General features: G+C 35.3%; 23 protein-coding genes and 1 tRNA gene. 17 read left to right on the forward strand and 7 right to left on the reverse strand.

The window, feature by feature from the left end; all coding sequences use genetic code 11:
* The first annotated feature begins 16 nt into the window (after positions 1-16).
* Positions 17-424, forward strand: coding sequence for a hypothetical protein (locus AC0J2F_RS08355; protein WP_473007253.1), 408 nt, complete (start codon positions 17-19; stop codon positions 422-424).
* Here AC0J2F_RS08355 and AC0J2F_RS08360 read toward each other — a convergent pair.
* The 4 genes from AC0J2F_RS08360 to AC0J2F_RS08375 form a co-directional block, all read right to left on the reverse strand.
* Positions 418-582, reverse strand: a complete 165-nt coding sequence (locus AC0J2F_RS08360; protein WP_473007254.1) for a hypothetical protein — start codon at positions 580-582, stop codon at positions 418-420. The genes AC0J2F_RS08355 and AC0J2F_RS08360 overlap by 7 nt on opposite strands.
* Position 583: 1 nt before the next feature.
* The gene (feoB, locus tag AC0J2F_RS08365; protein WP_473007255.1) at positions 584-2,683 is read right to left on the reverse strand and encodes a ferrous iron transport protein B; all 2,100 of its coding nucleotides are present in this window, start codon (positions 2,681-2,683) and stop codon (positions 584-586) included.
* Positions 2,683-2,910, reverse strand: a complete 228-nt coding sequence (locus tag AC0J2F_RS08370) for a FeoA family protein (RefSeq protein WP_473007256.1) — start codon at positions 2,908-2,910, stop codon at positions 2,683-2,685. Before AC0J2F_RS08370 ends, feoB begins: the two co-directional genes overlap by 1 nt.
* Before the next feature lie 75 nt (positions 2,911-2,985).
* Positions 2,986-3,651 carry an SCO family protein gene (locus tag AC0J2F_RS08375; protein ID WP_473007257.1) on the reverse strand — a complete coding sequence of 222 codons (666 nt, stop codon included), beginning with the start codon at positions 3,649-3,651 and terminating at the stop codon, positions 2,986-2,988.
* 208 nt (positions 3,652-3,859) lie between these two features.
* On the opposite strand from AC0J2F_RS08375, the gene rseP reads away from it, so the two are divergent.
* The 4 genes from rseP (at position 3,860) to AC0J2F_RS08395 (ending at position 7,039) form a co-directional block, all read left to right on the forward strand.
* The gene (gene rseP, locus AC0J2F_RS08380) at positions 3,860-5,185 is read left to right on the forward strand and encodes an RIP metalloprotease RseP (RefSeq protein WP_473007258.1); all 1,326 of its coding nucleotides are present in this window, start codon (positions 3,860-3,862) and stop codon (positions 5,183-5,185) included.
* Positions 5,186-5,250: 65 nt separating this feature from the next.
* Positions 5,251-5,324: transfer RNA gene (locus AC0J2F_RS08385), tRNA-Asn, on the forward strand.
* 140 nt (positions 5,325-5,464) lie between these two features.
* Positions 5,465-5,746 carry a GIY-YIG nuclease family protein gene (locus tag AC0J2F_RS08390; protein WP_473007259.1) on the forward strand — a complete coding sequence of 94 codons (282 nt, stop codon included), beginning with the start codon at positions 5,465-5,467 and terminating at the stop codon, positions 5,744-5,746.
* A 333-nt stretch (positions 5,747-6,079) separates the two neighbouring features.
* A complete protein-coding gene (locus tag AC0J2F_RS08395; RefSeq protein WP_473007260.1) occupies positions 6,080-7,039 on the forward strand; it encodes a hypothetical protein in 960 nt (319 codons plus the stop codon).
* A gap of 43 nt (positions 7,040-7,082) precedes the next feature.
* Here AC0J2F_RS08395 and AC0J2F_RS08400 read toward each other — a convergent pair whose 3' ends face one another.
* Complete coding sequence (locus AC0J2F_RS08400; protein WP_473007261.1) at positions 7,083-7,736, reverse strand: hypothetical protein; 654 nt, start codon at positions 7,734-7,736, stop codon at positions 7,083-7,085.
* Between the two features lie 179 nt (positions 7,737-7,915).
* Here AC0J2F_RS08400 and AC0J2F_RS08405 point away from each other — a divergent pair, with 179 nt between their 5' ends.
* From AC0J2F_RS08405 to AC0J2F_RS08430, 6 genes are all read left to right on the forward strand, one after another.
* Complete coding sequence (locus tag AC0J2F_RS08405) at positions 7,916-8,644, forward strand: hypothetical protein (protein WP_473007262.1); 729 nt, start codon at positions 7,916-7,918, stop codon at positions 8,642-8,644.
* Positions 8,645-8,750: 106 nt separating this feature from the next.
* Entirely contained in the window at positions 8,751-9,122 is a 372-nt protein-coding gene (locus tag AC0J2F_RS08410) for a hypothetical protein (protein WP_473007263.1), read from the forward strand.
* Positions 9,109-9,582, forward strand: coding sequence for a PH domain-containing protein (locus tag AC0J2F_RS08415; RefSeq protein WP_473007264.1), 474 nt, complete (start codon positions 9,109-9,111; stop codon positions 9,580-9,582). The genes AC0J2F_RS08410 and AC0J2F_RS08415 overlap by 14 nt, the downstream gene beginning before the upstream one ends.
* Positions 9,583-9,604: 22 nt before the next feature.
* The gene (locus tag AC0J2F_RS08420) at positions 9,605-10,066 is read left to right on the forward strand and encodes a hypothetical protein (protein WP_473007265.1); all 462 of its coding nucleotides are present in this window, start codon (positions 9,605-9,607) and stop codon (positions 10,064-10,066) included.
* Positions 10,060-10,977 carry a hypothetical protein gene (locus AC0J2F_RS08425; RefSeq protein WP_473007266.1) on the forward strand — a complete coding sequence of 306 codons (918 nt, stop codon included), beginning with the start codon at positions 10,060-10,062 and terminating at the stop codon, positions 10,975-10,977. The genes AC0J2F_RS08420 and AC0J2F_RS08425 overlap by 7 nt, the downstream gene beginning before the upstream one ends.
* Before the next feature lie 106 nt (positions 10,978-11,083).
* Positions 11,084-11,734, forward strand: coding sequence for a hypothetical protein (locus AC0J2F_RS08430; protein WP_473007267.1), 651 nt, complete (start codon positions 11,084-11,086; stop codon positions 11,732-11,734).
* A gap of 410 nt (positions 11,735-12,144) precedes the next feature.
* Here the strand turns inward: AC0J2F_RS08430 and AC0J2F_RS08435 are convergent, their stop codons facing one another.
* Both AC0J2F_RS08435 and AC0J2F_RS08440 read right to left on the reverse strand, forming a co-directional pair.
* Entirely contained in the window at positions 12,145-12,513 is a 369-nt protein-coding gene (locus AC0J2F_RS08435) for a winged helix-turn-helix transcriptional regulator (RefSeq protein WP_473007268.1), read from the reverse strand.
* 55 nt (positions 12,514-12,568) lie between these two features.
* Positions 12,569-13,096, reverse strand: coding sequence for a hypothetical protein (locus tag AC0J2F_RS08440; RefSeq protein WP_374957619.1), 528 nt, complete (start codon positions 13,094-13,096; stop codon positions 12,569-12,571).
* A 55-nt stretch (positions 13,097-13,151) separates the two neighbouring features.
* Between AC0J2F_RS08440 and AC0J2F_RS08445 the strand changes: the two genes are divergently transcribed.
* From AC0J2F_RS08445 to AC0J2F_RS08470, 6 genes are all read left to right on the forward strand, one after another.
* The gene (locus AC0J2F_RS08445; protein WP_374957620.1) at positions 13,152-13,886 is read left to right on the forward strand and encodes a hypothetical protein; all 735 of its coding nucleotides are present in this window, start codon (positions 13,152-13,154) and stop codon (positions 13,884-13,886) included.
* Between the two features lie 30 nt (positions 13,887-13,916).
* Positions 13,917-14,141, forward strand: a complete 225-nt coding sequence (locus tag AC0J2F_RS08450; RefSeq protein WP_374957621.1) for a DUF2892 domain-containing protein — start codon at positions 13,917-13,919, stop codon at positions 14,139-14,141.
* A 310-nt stretch (positions 14,142-14,451) separates the two neighbouring features.
* Positions 14,452-14,886: a winged helix-turn-helix transcriptional regulator gene (locus tag AC0J2F_RS08455; RefSeq protein WP_473007269.1), complete on the forward strand. Its 435-nt coding sequence runs from the start codon at positions 14,452-14,454 to the stop codon at positions 14,884-14,886.
* 167 nt (positions 14,887-15,053) lie between these two features.
* The gene (locus AC0J2F_RS08460; RefSeq protein WP_473007270.1) at positions 15,054-15,581 is read left to right on the forward strand and encodes a hypothetical protein; all 528 of its coding nucleotides are present in this window, start codon (positions 15,054-15,056) and stop codon (positions 15,579-15,581) included.
* A 24-nt stretch (positions 15,582-15,605) separates the two neighbouring features.
* Positions 15,606-15,989 (forward strand): hypothetical protein, encoded by a 384-nt coding sequence (locus AC0J2F_RS08465; protein WP_374957624.1) that lies wholly within the window; start codon positions 15,606-15,608, stop codon positions 15,987-15,989.
* Positions 15,990-16,403: 414 nt separating this feature from the next.
* Complete coding sequence (locus tag AC0J2F_RS08470) at positions 16,404-17,207, forward strand: putative quinol monooxygenase (RefSeq protein ID WP_374957626.1); 804 nt, start codon at positions 16,404-16,406, stop codon at positions 17,205-17,207.
* The last annotated feature ends 98 nt before the right edge of the window (positions 17,208-17,305 follow it).

The following is a 17,305-nucleotide window of genomic DNA, read 5'->3' on the forward strand; positions in this document are numbered from 1 at the left end:
TTTAGTACACTTGTGTATGAGATCGATTCTTACTTTATTACTCCTGTTAAGTACAGGCTTGACTATGGCTCAAGATGAAACTTTAGAGAAACTTCAACTTAAAGTTGGAGAAACGGCCAGCACACTGGACATGCAATTGCAGTTCACTGCAGTGGTTATGGATTCTCGTTGCCCAAGTGATGCCCAATGTGTCATGGCAGGCTGGGCAGATGTTGAGGTTTTATTAATTACTGCGGATGGAGAAAAGCAAGCCTTAAAGGGGCGCATTAACGCAAGTGAGCAGCACATGATCCATCCAATAGTTATGGAAAGAGCCGATGGTGTGAGAATTGTTGTTGGAAAGCTTACGCCTTATCCCTTATCAACAGTGCAGTTTGCCGACAGAGAATACTGCTTAGAACTTTGGGTTTACGAAGATCAGTGACAGCCGCAATCTTTATTGCCGCATTTGGTCTTACCGCCGTCTAAGGTACCCACAGTCGGTTTGCGTCTGGATTCAAAAATAGGGTTCCACACAAATTTTTTGAGCAGATAACCTACCGCGATCGCAAAGACTACAAAGACAAGAATTTTCTGGATCATCTTATTTGAGGATTTGATAGGTTATTAATGCTACAATATACGCTATTGCCGACATTGTTAGTAATTGCCACATGGGCCACTTCCAGGAATTGGTCTCCTTCTTTACAATGGCTAATGTACTCATACATTGCATAGCAAAGGCGTAAAAGAGCAGCAGTGAAATACCACTGGCAAAATTGAATAGCGGTGTTCCAAGCACCGGGTTAACCTCTGCAGCCATTCTGTTTTTAATGGTCTCTTCTTCCTCACTACCCACACTGTAAATGGTAGCCAAAGTACCTACAAAGACCTCACGTGCTGCAAAACTGCTTAAGATCGCTATCCCGATCTTCCAGTCGTAACCCAGTGGCTGCACGGCAGGTTCTATGCCTTTTCCGAGAATTCCGATATATGAATGCTCCAGTTTAAAGGAGGCGATCTGAGCGTCGAGTTCCTCTTCGGAAAGACCATTATTTATATTTTCTTGCTTAACGATTTGCTCTGCTTTGTTGAAATCTCCAGGGCCATAAGAAGCCAACACCCAAAGAATTACAGAGATCGCCATAATGATCTTCCCTGCGCCGACTACGAAAGACTTGGTCTTTTCTACAACAGTCAAAGCCACATTCTTAAACAAGGGAACTTTGTAGTTGGGCATTTCAATGACAAAAAAACTTTTGGATCGGATCTTTAGAAAACGATCTAAAAGCCAGGCAGAAATGATAGCCGCGGCAAATCCTAAGAGATACAAGAACATTAAAGTAAGCCCCTGAAGGCTAAAGATTCCCAAAACACGCTGCTCTGGAATAACCAATGAAATGATAATCAGATACACGGGCAGGCGCGCCGAACAGGTTGTAAAAGGGGTTACCAAAATGGTGATCAGGCGTTCTTTCCAGTTCTCTATGTTTCGGGTTGCCATAATTGCCGGAATGGCGCAAGCAGTACCAGAAACTAAAGGAACAACACTCTTTCCGCTAAGGCCGAATCGGCGCATACTGCGGTCCATTAAGAATACAACACGACTCATATAGCCGCTCTCTTCTAGTATGGCGATAAAGAAGAACAAAAAGGCGATCTGCGGAATAAAGATCACAATTCCACCGAGCCCGGGAATTATTCCTTCCGCCAATAAATTGGTAAAATCTCCGGCTGGCATAGCGGCTTTGATCCATTCGCTAAGGGAGCTAAAGGTTGTATCTATGAGATCCATCGGATAGCCAGACCAATCAAAGATCGCTTGAAAAATCAAGGCGAGTATGCTAAAAAAGATCACATAACCCCATACTTTGTGGGTAAGGACGCGGTCAAAACGACTGCGCAAGTCCTTGGCATTGGCCGTATCGACAACCAAGGTTTCTTTTAGCGTTTCGTTGATGAACTGATAGCGCTTAATGGTCTCCTTTTGCTGCAGTCGCTTTAAGTTGCTTTTAGATTCGGTCTGAAAGGTTGCTATAAGATCGGCCGTATTACGTTCTACCTTTCCAAAGTTCACATCTTGGGTAATCACCAACCACAGCTTGTATAGCTCTTGATTTGGGAAAGCTTTTTTAAGACGATCAAAATACTCCGGCGCAATCACTGAGGCGTTCATACACGGTTCTGTAGAGACCTGTCTGTAATTGGCAATCAGCTCTTTGAGTTCGTCAAAACCTTGGTTCTTGCGCGAGCTGATCAGTGCGATCTTGGTTTTGAGCTTTTCTTCCAGCTTCTCGAGATCTACTGTTATGGCTTTGCGCTTCATACGGTCTGCCATATTTATAGCCAATATTGTCGGAATCCCCAAGTCTTTGATCTGCGTAAAAAGTAGCAGGTTGCGCTTTAGATTCTCTACATCGGCAACCACCACCGCGACATCTGGAAAATCTTTGTCGTTCTTGTTGAGCAGCAGTTCAATGACTACGTTCTCATCTAAAGAGGAAGCATTAAGGCTGTAAGTGCCGGGTAGATCTAGTATATGCGCCTTGACGCCTCGCGGCAGCTTGCAGATACCTTGTTTTTTTTCTACAGTGATCCCCGGATAGTTTCCTACCTTTTGGTTGAGTCCCGTAAGTTGATTGAAAACAGAGGTCTTCCCCGTGTTGGGGTTTCCAATGAGCGCAACATTGAATTGTTTGGCCATTAGCTCAGCAGTTCGATTTCTATTTGCAGGGCGGTTTCTCTGCGGATGGCCAGATGACTCCCGTTGATATTGAGGTAAAGTGGATCACTAAATGGCGCGAGCTGAACCAATTCTACCTCCATGCCAGGTAAACAACCCATTTCTAACAATTTAAGCGGCACAGTTTCTATGGGAAAATCCTTGATTATTCCCTTTTCCCCGCGATTTAAATTGGCTATGGTAGGCATTGCGCTTATTTAGACTGATTTTAAACAACAAAAATAGCACTTCTGCATAAGTTCCGAAAGCAAAAGGGGTTTTTTCTAGTATTCGGCTTTGAGAATGGCGATATCCTGAAGCAAGCGCTCTATATCATCTGGTGCAGTACCGTCATAATAACCGCGAATGCGCTTTTCTTTATCTACAAGCACAAAGTTTTCGGTATGGATCATACCGTACTCACCAACAGCATCTTTTTTGGCAGCGAAATAAGCTTTGCGAGCCAGATCGTATATTTGTTCCCGATCTCCGGTGACCAGATTCCACACCGAATCGTTCACACCTTTTTCTAAGGCGTATTTTTTAAGCTGAGGCACCGAATCGATCTCTGGAGTAACCGAATGTGATAGCAACTTGACCATAGGATCGCCTTGCAATTCTCGCTGTATTTGTGTCATATGCTCGGTCATTACCGGACAGATAGTAACACAGGTGGTAAAGAAGAAATCGGCAACGTAGATCTTGTCCTGGTAATCGGCCTGACTAATAGTATCTCCGTTCTGATTCAAAAGTGAGAAGTCTGGTATGCTGTGGTATTTTTTTACGAATTGCATACTGGGGTCCACCAGTTCTTCACTCACGCTCACAGGTTCAATTATTGGGAGTTTGTCCTGAGGTTTTAAAGCGCGGTACATCAATGCTATGATAAGAGCAGATAACACTAACATTACCAATCCGAAGAACTTGTATTTGGCAAAGAAATCGAGCATGATAAGACTGCTTTTTGCAAAGGTACGATGACCCGGGAAGACCCCACAATTCCCAGAGAAGTTTTTAAAGATTTTAACGCCACCCCTGCAATTGAAAGCTCCCAATGATAAAAATGCGTTAAAAATTAACGGACAAGGCCTATAGCAAGTCCGCAGCATTTTCTAAAGCCATACGAATAAGTTACTTTTGTCCTCTAATTTTTATGCTATGAGCGAATTTTGGGTCAAAGCCGCACAGCTCCTTTTGAGTTTGTCCATTCTAATTGTACTACACGAGCTGGGGCACTTTATACCTGCCAAACTATTTAAAACCCGAGTAGAGAAATTCTACTTGTTCTTCGATATAAAATATTCCTTGTTCAAAAAGAAGATCGGCGAGACCGTTTACGGGATCGGGTGGCTGCCTCTTGGCGGATATGTAAAGATCTCCGGGATGATAGACGAATCCATGGACAAAGAACAAATGGCACAACCTCCGCAGCCATGGGAATTCAGATCTAAACCCGCCTGGCAACGTCTTATTATTATGGTCGGTGGTGTAACAGTGAATATTATTGTTGGAGTTCTTATTTACATCGGGATCTTTTATGTCAATGGAGAGCGCATTATTACACCAGAACTTGCCCCCAGAGGTTTCTCCGTGGCGCAAAGCTTTAAAGAATTAGGCTTTAAAGATGGCGATGATATCTTGGCCGTGAACGGAGAAGAGTTTAAAGATCTGGGCGATTTGAACCGCTATATCTTTTTAAGAGATGTAGAGAATATCACGGTAGCACACTCCAACGGAGACCAAGAGACCATTAGTTTACCAGATGATATCGGTATGCGCATGTTCAAATCCGGAGACACCAATCCTTTTAACCGTTGGCGCAAACCAGTGATTGATACCGTAATTCCAGGCATGCCTGGAGCCGAGGCCGGTTTGTTAAAAGGAGATGTGGTTCTTGAGGTCGGTGGTGTAATGACCGCTAGCTGGAAAATGGTTCAGGAAAACGTAGCCGCAAATGCAGATAAGCCTATTCTTTTTGCGGTAAATAGAAACGGTCAGAAGGTGGAGATCACTGTAACTCCGAATGAGAAAGGCAAGGCCGGAATAAACAATTACGGTAAGGAATACGACGGTAAATTCGAGGTGATTAAATACAGCTTTTGGGAAAGCCTTAGCGGCGGAACCGTTTTTGGCTATAACATACTGGTAGATTACGTAAAGCAATTCAAATATGTATTTACCAAAGAAGGAGCTACGCAGATCGGTGGTTTTGGGGCTATTGGAAACCTGTTTCCCGGTACTTGGAGCTGGACAGCGTTTTGGTTCAACACCGCACTTATCTCTATCATTTTGGCCTTTATGAACATACTGCCTATTCCTGCTTTAGACGGAGGACATGTTATGTTCTTGCTCTATGAGATAGTCTCTGGCAGAAAGCCTAGCGATAAGTTTATGGAGTACGCGCAGATGATAGGATTCTTCTTATTGATCGCCTTAGTACTCTTTGCAAATGGGAACGATTTATATCGATGGCTATTTGGATAGAAAAAAGTATAATTTGCTTGTAGTGGAATAAAAATAAATTTATATTTGCGTCCGCTTAGCGAAATTCCTCCATAGCTCAGTTGGTTAGAGCACCTGACTGTTAATCAGGGTGTCCTTGGTTCGAGTCCAAGTGGAGGAGCCGAGAAGTAGAAAAAAGCAACCTTCGGGTTGCTTTTTGCACTTCACGGCAGTAAAGTGAACTTGTTCTACTTTACTGCCATTTAAGATTTAACCCACCCTATTGGTTAATAGAGGTGGGTTTTTTTATATCTATATGTTATGATTTTACCATTTTGCGTTTATGTATTACAAAGCGAAAAAGATCTTCTTCTATACCATGGTTTTACAACAAATCTTGAGCAGCGATTAATTGATCACAACAGTGAACGTACGAAAAGTACGTCGTCAAGAATTCCTTTAAAATTAATTTATTGCGAGTTTTTCATAACAAAAACGGATGCCTTAAGAAGAGAAAGATACTTTAAGACATCAACAGGGAAGAAAATGCTAAAATTATTACTTAGAGATACTTTTGAGAAAGTAAATTATCCCAAGCTATAGTCTAAAAGCCGTCAGAAATGATGGCTTTTTCTTTTGGCATAACTTGGACCCTTCCAAGGCCACATCCAGCCCGGCAAGCTGGCCCCTCGGGCAAAATGTCCACTGGACATTTTGTGATCCCTCGGTCAGGTTCGAGTCCAAGTGGAGGAGCAAAAGCTTTACAGAGATGTAGGGCTTTTTTTTTGCCTTGATACATTACCTCAACTTTAGTAAAAAACACGTCAACTGCCTCATTACTGGCAGTAAATAGACAGTTAATTATATACACCGACAAACAATTAAAAATTATTTTTAGATTGTAGTTTAAGTATATAAATTTTAAATAAATTAATCATGACCATAACTCAATCTCAGTTAATGCAGCTGAAAAAAATTTCTAAAGGGTTGCATAAAATGGACTTTTATGAAACGCAAATTAAGGCCATGCTAGTTGTTTTAAAAGGAGATGAAATACCAACCATAGAAAAACTATCCTACCTTTACAAAAATGGTTATATCAACGATTCATGTTTGTGTTATTATTTCATTTCTGAATTATATCCTGAAACTAGTCCAGAGGAATTTGAAGTTGTACTACAGAATTCAATCAGAAATTTGGGATTAAAAGATTTTTTAGTCAATAATTATGATCATGCCCTATCACTTTTTTTACAAGAACTTGACAAGCAGGGGCCAACTGCTTCAAGACTGGAGCGCACTATAAAAGCATGTTTTACAATCTGCGCATATGAGTTTGGAGTTCATAACTTTCGTATCTCTAATAAATTTCACAAAACATTGATTAACCTAAATTCTTTAGAAAATCACTTGCCTTTGAATTTAGAAATGAATGAAAATGATATTGCTGGATTAGATTGGGTTGGAGATTTGGTTTTTAAATCAATTGTGCAATTTGCTGACAATAAAATTGATAAGCTAAGTAAAAGCTATTTTTCTTCAGAAATACATGTAACTTATTTCCCAGATATTTCACTAGACTTATTAGATAACCGTAAAAGACTAAAGGAATTATCATCAATAAATAGTTCTAACCAACCCTCAATTCTGATTTGCTCGTCAGAAGCTAATCTTGAGCATTTTGGTTCACATCATTGGAATACAAATACTATAAACTTTATTGGAAGGCATTGTTTTATTAAAAATTTATATAGGGTAAACGGCTACCCAAGAATTTTGATTTGTTTTTATGGTGTTTCATACAAGAATTTATTCAAAGGGTTTTCAACTAGTTTTTCAGACACCACATTTAAAGTCAATACTGTAGAAGAGGGTGTTCTTTTTGATTTTAGATAAACTAAATCTTCTTATAAACAAGTTAAATTACATCAATAATAATTTAACCTCTGCCATAAAGATCTTTTAAAATTTCCCCGTTACGATCTAATAAAAAACAATCTAAAAATTCTATTTCAGCGAGTTCTGAAACAGCAGGACTGTATGTAACCTTTATAGGGCTTTGCTTGTAGAAGATACTTTTACTTTTTTCTAAACAGTTCCAAAAATTTCCTTCAAGACCTGTGAGATTGAAATCTCGAACTTCTACTCCTACTGTTTTAAATCCAAAATCTTTCTTTTTTGGCATCTCTTCTGCTTCAATTTCATGTTCCCATAATACGTATCCATCAATATCGTGATATAGTCTGCAGACTAGACAAGGCTTATTATCACCAAATCTATCCCAAAAATATTTAACATGGTGTGTGATTTCATTCTCTGCCCAAGTTAGAGGTAAATGATCAAGATCATAAAGTTTAAATTCAGACAAAATCAAGGAGTTTTCATCAAGAATTTTAATATTTATATGTTCTGATTCTTCTGCAAAGGTGAAAGATTTACCACTGCTATCGTCGTATTTTGGTATATCATTTATCCATGGGGCATGACCATGTAACTTAATAAATTCTTGTGCGCTTTGGTAATGGTCCTTATTTAGTGGGTAAACTACTATAGTAAGGTAACTAGGCGCTTCTAATTGTATGGTATATTTCATATATATTTTTAAATAAAAGTTTAGTTTAATGAAACTTAGTTAATAAATATGAAATTTTTCATGAATTTGAAACACGGATAATATTTCAATCCAAAAATTATAAAATTATAAAAGTCAAAAAAAATGACTTTCATTAAAATATTTTTATATATTTGTACCAACAAAAGTAAATTAAACTAATGTTATTATTAATTTTTAATCCTAACAATCCTGATATGCATCAATTTAATGATACATTTATTGATTTGATTAATCAACTCAAGGAGCGGGATATTCCAAAATTCACATTTGTTAAATCTGTTAAATTAAGTGATATATCAAACCTTTCTGTAAGAGAAGCTAAACAATTTATTGAAAATGAAGGTTGTGTAATGTTTGAATTTGAACATCAAATGATAAAACAAGAGAGAGACAATTTGATTCGTTTCTGTAATTCGTTTTATACTCAGCTCAACCAAAAATATTGTATTGATGGAAAAATTAATACAACACTTCAAGAAATGATTTATGAGTTAAATCAATGGGAGATTAGATTAAAAAGAATGTTATGTATTTTAAATCCAAAATTTAATATTACTGATGGCTTCAATAAAACCACAAACAAAAGTTACAGACTTTTAAAAGGATATTGGATAAATGATCAAAACCAAAAAAAGAGAATTTTTAATAAAAATGTAGGAATCTCAGATGGTTCTATTGAGCATCATTTTGAAAGATTCTTTAAGAATAGAGGTTATGATGTAACTATTTACATGAAATTATTAAATGGTTTTATAACTGATTTAGTAATTGAAAAAGATGGATTACAAGAGGCAGTAGAATTTAAACTTAGAAACAAAGAAGAATTTTATAATCAGTTCATGAGCTTGGAAATGTGGTTTAGATATAAAGAGATTTATATGGATTAATTTTTTTTATCTGAATTTAAAAAAAGTCAAATTTTATGACTGAAAAAATAAAAATTTAATATTTAAAACCGATAAGTGTAATGGTATATAATCACACAAAAAATTTATGAAACATTTACCAAAAATAGTGAAAGAAACAGCAACAGACATTGTCCTTGATTTACACAATAATGGATGGTTTATTAATCAAAATATTGCAGACCCAAGATTTGCATTAGAATTCTTGTGTGACAGAATTATGGTAAAGTATTTAGAGTGCTGTTATGATCTTCCTCCTAAACAAGAAATCTTTACAACTAACGAATTTAAGGGGATACAGGACCGTATCATTCAACATAATATTTTAATGCTCATGAAGAATAAAGGATTAGTAGTGCCAGTCGAACAGGGGAATGCGTTTAAATTTTTATTAACCCCTAAAGGAATTAACAACTTGCCTTATTTAATAAACAAAAACATGTTTTATGATGAACAATAAAGACTTCAAAATAGCAAAGCAGTTTGATTCTGATTCCCAGTTGATTGTTGATAGACCGTCACAATGGTTGAATATTGGTTACTTTCTTTTAACTATAGGGCTGACCTTTGTATCAATGGAATTGGCCTTCATATCATTAATCATTCTAATATGGAAATCATTGGTGCTTTATTTCACCAAATGGTCTTATACAACAGATACAATACTGGAAAGAGTGGGAGTATTCAACGTAACCACTGATGAAATACAATTTTTTAGGATAAAAGATTTGAGGTTATACCAACCCCTTTTATATAGGATTGTTGGGATCTCTAGATTAATACTGATTACTTCAGATAAGTTTAAACCAGTCCTAGTTCTTAACGGAATCAGAAATGGCAAAAGAAAAAGAGATATGCTCAAAGCGTTAGCTATCTCATCAAGGCGTGAGATGGGCGTTAGAGAGTTTGATGTTAGATAATTAACGTTAAAAATGGTTTTTGATGATAGGAATAACAATAAGCGTAGTGCTCCTTATAATAATTTTCTTTTTAGAAAGAGAGAATGAGAAGTATTATAACAGTCTTGAAGTAAGGGATTTGTTAATCCCTGCAACATCATTTATTAAGGCTGTGCTCTTAGATCTAGAGAACAGATTTCCATCTCAAAAACCATATTCTTTTGAAGTAAAATATTATCATAATAAATCAGTTATGGGAAGATACTACTTCAACAATAACACTATGGAGATATATTTAACAAAGTCAACCAAACTCATTGAATTAACTGACACAATTGCGCATGAATACTGTCATCATCTTCAAAATCATTCTGGGAAAAAAGTCATTAAATCCGCGCTTAAGCTTTATGAAAGTGAATATGATAACCATCCTTGGGAAGTTGAAGCTAGGGAATTTGCATCGCGTGTAAGTTTAAAGATTTTAAAAAAAATTATAAAATGGTAAATCTAACTAAAGTAGTATTGACAATAATTTTATTGTCCTCAAAAATTTTAAATGCGGATTCACCCTTAACTTCAGTTGAGTTTTGGCGCTCATCATCAAACAAATATGTTTTAAAGATTGGCAATAAAATAGGGAAGCAAAAACTAAACCAGTCCATGTTTAACTTCCTTACTGATCAAAAAACTAGCTCTTTTGATAAGTACTGTTTGGTTAATTCAATGGGTTGGGAATACAATAGTAAAATTCAAAATCATACATTGTTTTTAAAATTCATTTACAAGAAAAATGGAGTTCAAAAAAATCAATTTGATTATGATTACCCCACACCTTTTTTGTTGGAATTAGGGGAAACCTACTTTCTCATTTATGAATATCTCAAGGCCATGGATAATTATACTAATGTAATAGAAGTAAAAAATGAAATTTTATTAAATATATCACCCGAATTAAACCCACAAACCCATTTTATTTACACCTTAATTGAATTACAAGACAAACTTATTAATTCAGATTTTTGCTCAGTTTTTGAAACATATAACTCTTACATCTCTGATGATTGTATCAATGGGGGAAAGGTCAAAAATGCTGTAGAATTATTAAGAAAATATATTTATGACTATTCCAGATCCTGTGACACTATTGATGTTTACTTAGAAAGTTTGTGTAATGTAAAGAGTTTTACTGTAGGCTCTAATCAAAATTTATCAATTGTAAATTACCCAGTTTTTGTTTATGGCACTATGAAGGTTTTTAATGATAAGAATCAATTAATCATTGAAGAATACTGCTCTGGTGATGATTTGTTTTATATTCCAGCTAAAACATTACAGTTAGGGGATTATAAAATTGAATTAATTAATGATAATCAAACAGCCTATAATCTATATATTAACATTATAGATTATGACTAGGTTTGTCATATCAAACAAAAAAAATTGGTTTAAAAAGATCATAGCTTGAGTAGCTAAAGAAATGGCTACAGTTATTTTAGTAAAATGATATTAAAGAAAATGAACATTGGATAGATTAAAAAAAATTAATTATATGAATTTTGATAAATTGGAAAAAAGAGCTGAGGTTCTTGCTAAAGTTGTTGTATGTATTGCTGATTTGTACCATGATGGTAATTTAGATGCAGGACAAAAAGGATTATTAGAAACCTTAATAGGTGCTGGAATTTGGTATCTACCCTCAGGCAAAGAATTATTTACTGGAAAAATCAGTAAGGCTGCATTAGAAAAAATAATTACTGACCCTAAAATAAAGTTAGTTGAAGAGCACGGATTCCCGCGTAAGGTAGCGGGTAAATCATTATTTTGTGATCATCTTGAAGATCTAAAATTAGATTATACTAAATTACAGAATTTGTATTTGAACAAAATGGGGCGGTATAATTTGGTATTAAAAGAAGAGAACAACAAATTAAAAAAGTTCCAGAAAACTAACACATTTATCTCGGAGGAAGAAGCGTATAAATCCGCAGGGATAGAGCTAGTTTCTATTGATGAGTCCCATTATAATTTACCTCAATTGAAAAAATTCAATCCTAATCCTCCAGTAGAATCAAATAAAGTTAAAAAAGAAAAAAAGGGAATTACAACAAAAACGATTTCTAAATCTATTCCTACACAGAAGGAAACAAATACCTTGTTTAAAGAATCAGTGTGAACTTTAGGAAATCGTAGTGTCATTTGACAGTGCTTAGACAGTTAAACATAATTATCTGCATAAGGCACTGATAATCAATTGCTCAGTTGGTTAGAGCACCTGACTGTTAATCAGGGTGTCCTTGGTTCGAGTCCAAGTGGAGGAGCATAAGTCTAGAAGCCATCAGAATTGATGGCTTTTTCTTTTGGCATAACTTGGACCCTTCCAAGGCCACATCCAGCCCGGCAAGCTGGCCCCTCGGGCAAAATGTCCACTGGACATTTTGTGATCCCTCGGTCCGGTTCGAGTCCAAGTGGAGGAGCCATATTAGAAAAGCCATCGATTTTCGATGGCTTTTTCTTTTTCTTCAAGGCTCTAACCCGGTTGCATTTATTGAATTAAGAATATAGAACAATTGATATATAAGCTTCTCAGCTATTCTTAATGATATTAGTTAAATGCTGACTTAATGGCTCAGGTTCTGCATAGATATGCTTCTCGTACCATAGAGCTAATTCAGCCATTACTGGCAATAGACCCTTCCCCATTTCGGTTAAAGAATAGTATTTGATGTTCTTCCTATCCTTATCTTTTCTTACATCGATAATACCATATTCTTTAAGGGTTTTCAATCGAGTAATTAAAACGTTTGAAGCAATATTTTCAGGAGAAGATAAAAAATCAGAATAGGTGTTTTTACCCATTAATAAATCACGAACAATGAGAAGAGACCACTTGTCTCCTATTAGTTCCAAAGAAGAACTTAATGGACAGCATGACCTAAAATCTGTTTTATTCATAGAGAGTATTTAAACCACAAAAATAAGTATTCATAAATTATTTCATGGCTGAATACTATTCCATTGGGCGCATCCACTGAACTATCCGAACTACTTTCTCATTCTCAACATGAATTCTCTCAAAATAATGACCAGAAGAAGTACTACCGTCTTTGTGCGTAATTACTTGAGTGTAATTAATACCAACTACAGTATAGTTTTCAGAGCCTTCAACGGCTATAGGAGTTATATTATAGACTGTTCTGTCAATAGATTTAAATGTTGACTGTATTTGATCAATGAACTCAGTATTTGAAGCATCAACATCAATTATCCCTGCCATTTCGCCAGGATGGAATTTTACAACATCTGCAGATAGCTCAACCATTCTCTGAGAATTTAAGTTTGTATACGCATCGAAAAGTTCCATTGCAATTTCAAGGTCTTTTTCTGAACCAATTACCGCCTTTTTACTTGTTCCATCGGCATTAAAAATACCATCATTTAAGTGCCATATACCTCCTGATTTTTGAACATTTACATTTTGATCTTTACAACCAGTAAAAATTGCCATTAAAAATAAAAGTGATAAAATTTGTCTCATAATAAAATTGTTTCTTGTAATTTACAAGAATATAAACAATTTAACTCAATTAATTATGAAAACTTTACTGTTTATTTTATCCCTGCTGTGGTTTAATTTATCTGCTGCACAAGTCGTAACACTTATGTATGTAGAGGTTTCAAATGAGAATCAGCAACGCTTTGAAAGGCTCGAAAAGGACTATTGGTCTCAAATTGCTAAAAAAGCGATTGATGACGGAAAAATGAGCTCTTGGATTATGCTCAAAGAGGTATCTGTTCCTGGCGTTCATCGGTACCTATTCGCCAACTATTTTGAAAATCTTACTCAGCTTACGCAAAGCGCTTCTATATGGAACCCTGAGGTAATAGGAATGAATTTATCCGATATCGAGACTAATTCAATCAAAACAATCTCAGATGTCGAATACTATAAAGCTGAAGTAGCGTTAGGTGAATCAGCCAATTATGCAATTATCAATTACTTCACTCCCATAAACCTTGAAGGATTCATTACAGAAGAACTTCAATTATGGAAGCCATGGTTTGAAAGTAACATGAAAAACAAAAGTTTTAAGCAGAAAAATTGGGCTGTTGGAACCAAGATATATCCGAGTGGTAATCATTCTGGAAGTTCTGCTATTACAAGAGACGGATTCGATAATTTGTCTGATGCAATGGAAGCCTTAAGCTACCAACCGATGAGCAATAGTATCTACAACTCAATTATACAGAAATCAAAAATGAATGAATATGTTCCCAATGGATTCGATAAAAGGGTAATCTATGAACTCATTAAAAGAGTTGATTAAAAAACTATTAATTAAAAAAAACAGACATAAATGGAAAAAAATATTTCTAAAGTAAGAGCTCATGATGCTATTGTTGGTATACTTTATTTAGTAAGCGTTGGGTTAACATTGTATACTGCTAATATGGAATTTTTATGGATAGCGGTATCTGTTGGTGGGCTTCAGCTCATCAGTCCAATAACAAAGTTCTGCCCAGTTTATTTTGTTTTAAACAAAATTATGCCCAACACAGACCCTATTCAGAATGGTAAGTAAAACTTAATTTACTAAAAGATTTAGTTGTGCTGCATCTTTGAATAATAGGGGAGCAACTTATAATGATAAAACCGTTATACTGTTATAGTGTAGCGGTTTTTTTATTTAAATCGATTGAACTAAGGGATGATACATTTAATTGTTTCCATTAATTCATCTTAATTTTTATTTGGCCCTTAAATAATATTAATTTTGCAGGATAATAGAAAAAGTATAAGTTCAAAATTACTTCACGCCATTAGCAAAACCTTTGATTACTTCCTTATGGTTCAATGAAGGTTATTTTAAGAGGAATCATTTAGAATTATTTATGGAATTAAGATCAAACTGCCCTGTAAATATTTTTTTAGATCTGGTTGGAGATAAATGGTCTTTGTTGATTGTCCGAGACATTTTTATGGGAGCAAATACCTATTCTCAATTTCTGAGATCTCCCGAGAAAATAGCATCAAACTTACTTGTTGATCGACTTAAAAAGCTTCAATCATATGGTATTCTAAATGTTATTGTAGACAAGCAAGATTCTAAAATAAAACACTACTATCTTACTGAAAAGGGTATTGACCTGTACCCTATTTTGGCTGAAATGATGAATTGGACCCAAAAGTATGTCAAGGTTAAATTTCATTCTTTATCTGAGGAAATGCTGAATGAGATAAAGCAGTTGGAGGCCACCAAACATTCAGAAAATTATCGAAAAAAATATCGTGTTAAATTGGAAAAATTACTGACCGAAAATCAATAACTGAGCTATTCTAATCCTTCTCAGATTTAACTTTCTAATTTCCAAAACATATTCTATAAAATTTTGATAGGTCAATTATGGTAAATAGGTTTGCTTTACGCAATTGTATTGCATATTTAAATATTAAATGTTATTTTACCATACATTATATAATAAATCACTTTCATATGAATAATTTACCCTTTTCAAGTATTGGTCCCTACTCCGATTCTTACACCTCTACTACTGTATTATCCCGAATGATTGAAGGTATAGGTTTTAGATTTTACTGGGCAACTGAAGGCCTTCGCCAAATTGATTTGGATTACAGGCCTTGTGAAGATGGGAGATCCTGTTATGAAAACATTGAACATATATCTATGTTAACCGATGCTATTTCAGATGCATTCGCCGGAAGAATTTATGATTTTTCGAATAAGAGGTCAGGGTTTGAAGATTACCGTAAAGGAGCTCTAAATAACCTTTACGCAATTTTAAAAGCACTTGAGAGCAATCCTGATTATTCAAAAATTAGTGTACGCTTAAACTACAATGGCCAGGAAGTACTTACTCCTTTTTGGAATTTAATTAACGGGCCATTCTCGGATATAATTTATCATACCGGGCAAATAGTTGCCTTTCGCAGAATTACTGGTAATCCGATAAATCAAAGTGTAAATGTCTTCGTAGGGCAGGTTATGTCGCAGGATATTTAATAATTACTAACCAAAAATAAAAATATGAGTATTAAAAGAGGAAGTCTTGGTTTTCATGTTTCATTTGTAGTGCCTAACAAAGCTACAGAAAGAATGGATCGTTTTATAGAAACCCATGAACAATTTATGCGGGAGACTCATCACCTATCTGGTGATCAAGAACCTGTTGTTTTATCTTATTCTGTGTTTAAATCTCCCGAATTCAAAAATCCTTTCGATCCAAATAGTGGTGAAACAGGAAACACCCTTTATGGTTTGACTGAAATTTATAATGGGCCTGAAGGTGTTCAGGCCCATATGACTTTAGGTCAACAACGTGAAGCTATGTTTGCTGAATTGGTAAGTCTTACAAATACCTATTGTGTTGCAGGACTTTTAGGGGCGCCAGTTATTGCGGCAATGGAATAATAAAAATTATATTAAAGATGAAGATTCACAATATTTAGAAAGAATACGATTTGAAGTAAACATCTTCGAACTTTTTAATTCTAAATGAATGGCAATGAACTTATTAATAAAAGGAAAATGTACTTCAAGTTATGCTGCAGTGTATAAAGACTTTATGAAACTCTCAGAAACAAGAGCTCAATGTTGTGATGAATCGAAAACTACAATAAGTAAAATAGATGACCACAATTTCATTGTTATAATGTTTGATGTCGACATGATTAAGTTGAAAGAATTATTATCTACTCCTGAAAGAGGTGAAGTAATAAAACTGAATGGGATCTCGAATGAAATGTTTCAATTTTCACCTTTAAGTTAGTTACTAAAGAATTCACTTCAAACCTTAAAAATCCATTTAATTTAAAACCTAACCATATGAAAAATTTCAAACAACTGATTTTATTTTTTACAGGGATGCTTCTTGTGTCATGCGCAGATAATCCCAATTTCGACAAAAATTTAGCAACAGCACAAAAGTTATTTGCCCTTCATGGTGAAGAAAAGCTTGATGAACAACTTACTCTTGTAAGTAAGGACATCCAAATAGAGGTCCCAATGTATGGATCTAATGAGTTTTTAGGATATGATGCCTATGCTTCTATGTTAAAAGCATACCACGATAACTTTGAGGATGTTCAATATAATGCGGAGGTCTGGCTTCCTGGGGTCGACACAGTTTCGCTTAAACCAGATGGAAGTGTAAGAACCTATGGGACTTGGACCGGAAAAAATTCTATTACTGGTAAAGACATCAATCTCAAGGGTTATTGGTATTTCAATTTTAATGCTGAAGGTGAAATTATTGCCCAAGGTGACTTTTTTGACTACGGAGGTATGATGCAAGCTGTTGGTCCAAAAAATCCCGTATTAGTAACTCTCAAGGTTTTACCTGGTAAAAAACAGGCAATGATTGATCTGCTTAATACACCTGATGGCTTACAAACCACAAGAGAGTATGATGGATGTTTATCCCTTGAAGCCTTCTTTAATGATAGCAATAATACATATTACGTCTACGGTAATTGGGCCTCATATGAGCATTATCAAAGATATCTTGATTGGAGATTTAATGAAGATGAGAGTAAAATGGCATTTAAAGTAATGGAGTTGTGTGAAGGTGGTGAAGCCGGATTAATCCCTATTTTCCCTAACACAGATTATTCATCATTCAGTAACTGATAGGGTCTAATTAATTATTGATTGCGCTCTTGAATTACAGAAATGCTAAGTGATAATGATATAACCGTTATACTGTTATAGTGTAGCGGTTTTTTTAT

The organism is Gilvibacter sp. CC01 (genome assembly GCF_055755295.1).

Coding starts and splice junctions, on each gene's coding strand:
- AC0J2F_RS08435 (WP_473007268.1), bottom strand. CDS start 12,513: ATGAATAAAACAGATTTTAGGTCATGCTGTCCATTAAGTTCTTCTTTG.
- AC0J2F_RS08415 (WP_473007264.1), top strand. CDS start 9,109: ATGATGAACAATAAAGACTTCAAAATAGCAAAGCAGTTTGATTCTGAT.
- AC0J2F_RS08440 (WP_374957619.1), bottom strand. CDS start 13,096: ATGAGACAAATTTTATCACTTTTATTTTTAATGGCAATTTTTACTGGT.
- AC0J2F_RS08375 (WP_473007257.1), bottom strand. CDS start 3,651: ATGCTCGATTTCTTTGCCAAATACAAGTTCTTCGGATTGGTAATGTTA.
- AC0J2F_RS08405 (WP_473007262.1), top strand. CDS start 7,916: ATGTTATTATTAATTTTTAATCCTAACAATCCTGATATGCATCAATTT.
- AC0J2F_RS08465 (WP_374957624.1), top strand. CDS start 15,606: ATGAGTATTAAAAGAGGAAGTCTTGGTTTTCATGTTTCATTTGTAGTG.
- AC0J2F_RS08460 (WP_473007270.1), top strand. CDS start 15,054: ATGAATAATTTACCCTTTTCAAGTATTGGTCCCTACTCCGATTCTTAC.
- AC0J2F_RS08410 (WP_473007263.1), top strand. CDS start 8,751: ATGAAACATTTACCAAAAATAGTGAAAGAAACAGCAACAGACATTGTC.
- AC0J2F_RS08420 (WP_473007265.1), top strand. CDS start 9,605: ATGATAGGAATAACAATAAGCGTAGTGCTCCTTATAATAATTTTCTTT.
- AC0J2F_RS08425 (WP_473007266.1), top strand. CDS start 10,060: ATGGTAAATCTAACTAAAGTAGTATTGACAATAATTTTATTGTCCTCA.
- AC0J2F_RS08455 (WP_473007269.1), top strand. CDS start 14,452: ATGGAATTAAGATCAAACTGCCCTGTAAATATTTTTTTAGATCTGGTT.
- AC0J2F_RS08445 (WP_374957620.1), top strand. CDS start 13,152: ATGAAAACTTTACTGTTTATTTTATCCCTGCTGTGGTTTAATTTATCT.
- AC0J2F_RS08395 (WP_473007260.1), top strand. CDS start 6,080: ATGACCATAACTCAATCTCAGTTAATGCAGCTGAAAAAAATTTCTAAA.
- rseP (WP_473007258.1), top strand. CDS start 3,860: ATGAGCGAATTTTGGGTCAAAGCCGCACAGCTCCTTTTGAGTTTGTCC.
- AC0J2F_RS08450 (WP_374957621.1), top strand. CDS start 13,917: ATGGAAAAAAATATTTCTAAAGTAAGAGCTCATGATGCTATTGTTGGT.
- feoB (WP_473007255.1), bottom strand. CDS start 2,683: ATGGCCAAACAATTCAATGTTGCGCTCATTGGAAACCCCAACACGGGG.
- AC0J2F_RS08360 (WP_473007254.1), bottom strand. CDS start 582: ATGATCCAGAAAATTCTTGTCTTTGTAGTCTTTGCGATCGCGGTAGGT.
- AC0J2F_RS08355 (WP_473007253.1), top strand. CDS start 17: ATGAGATCGATTCTTACTTTATTACTCCTGTTAAGTACAGGCTTGACT.
- AC0J2F_RS08370 (WP_473007256.1), bottom strand. CDS start 2,910: ATGCCTACCATAGCCAATTTAAATCGCGGGGAAAAGGGAATAATCAAG.
- AC0J2F_RS08400 (WP_473007261.1), bottom strand. CDS start 7,736: ATGAAATATACCATACAATTAGAAGCGCCTAGTTACCTTACTATAGTA.
- AC0J2F_RS08390 (WP_473007259.1), top strand. CDS start 5,465: ATGATTTTACCATTTTGCGTTTATGTATTACAAAGCGAAAAAGATCTT.
- AC0J2F_RS08470 (WP_374957626.1), top strand. CDS start 16,404: ATGAAAAATTTCAAACAACTGATTTTATTTTTTACAGGGATGCTTCTT.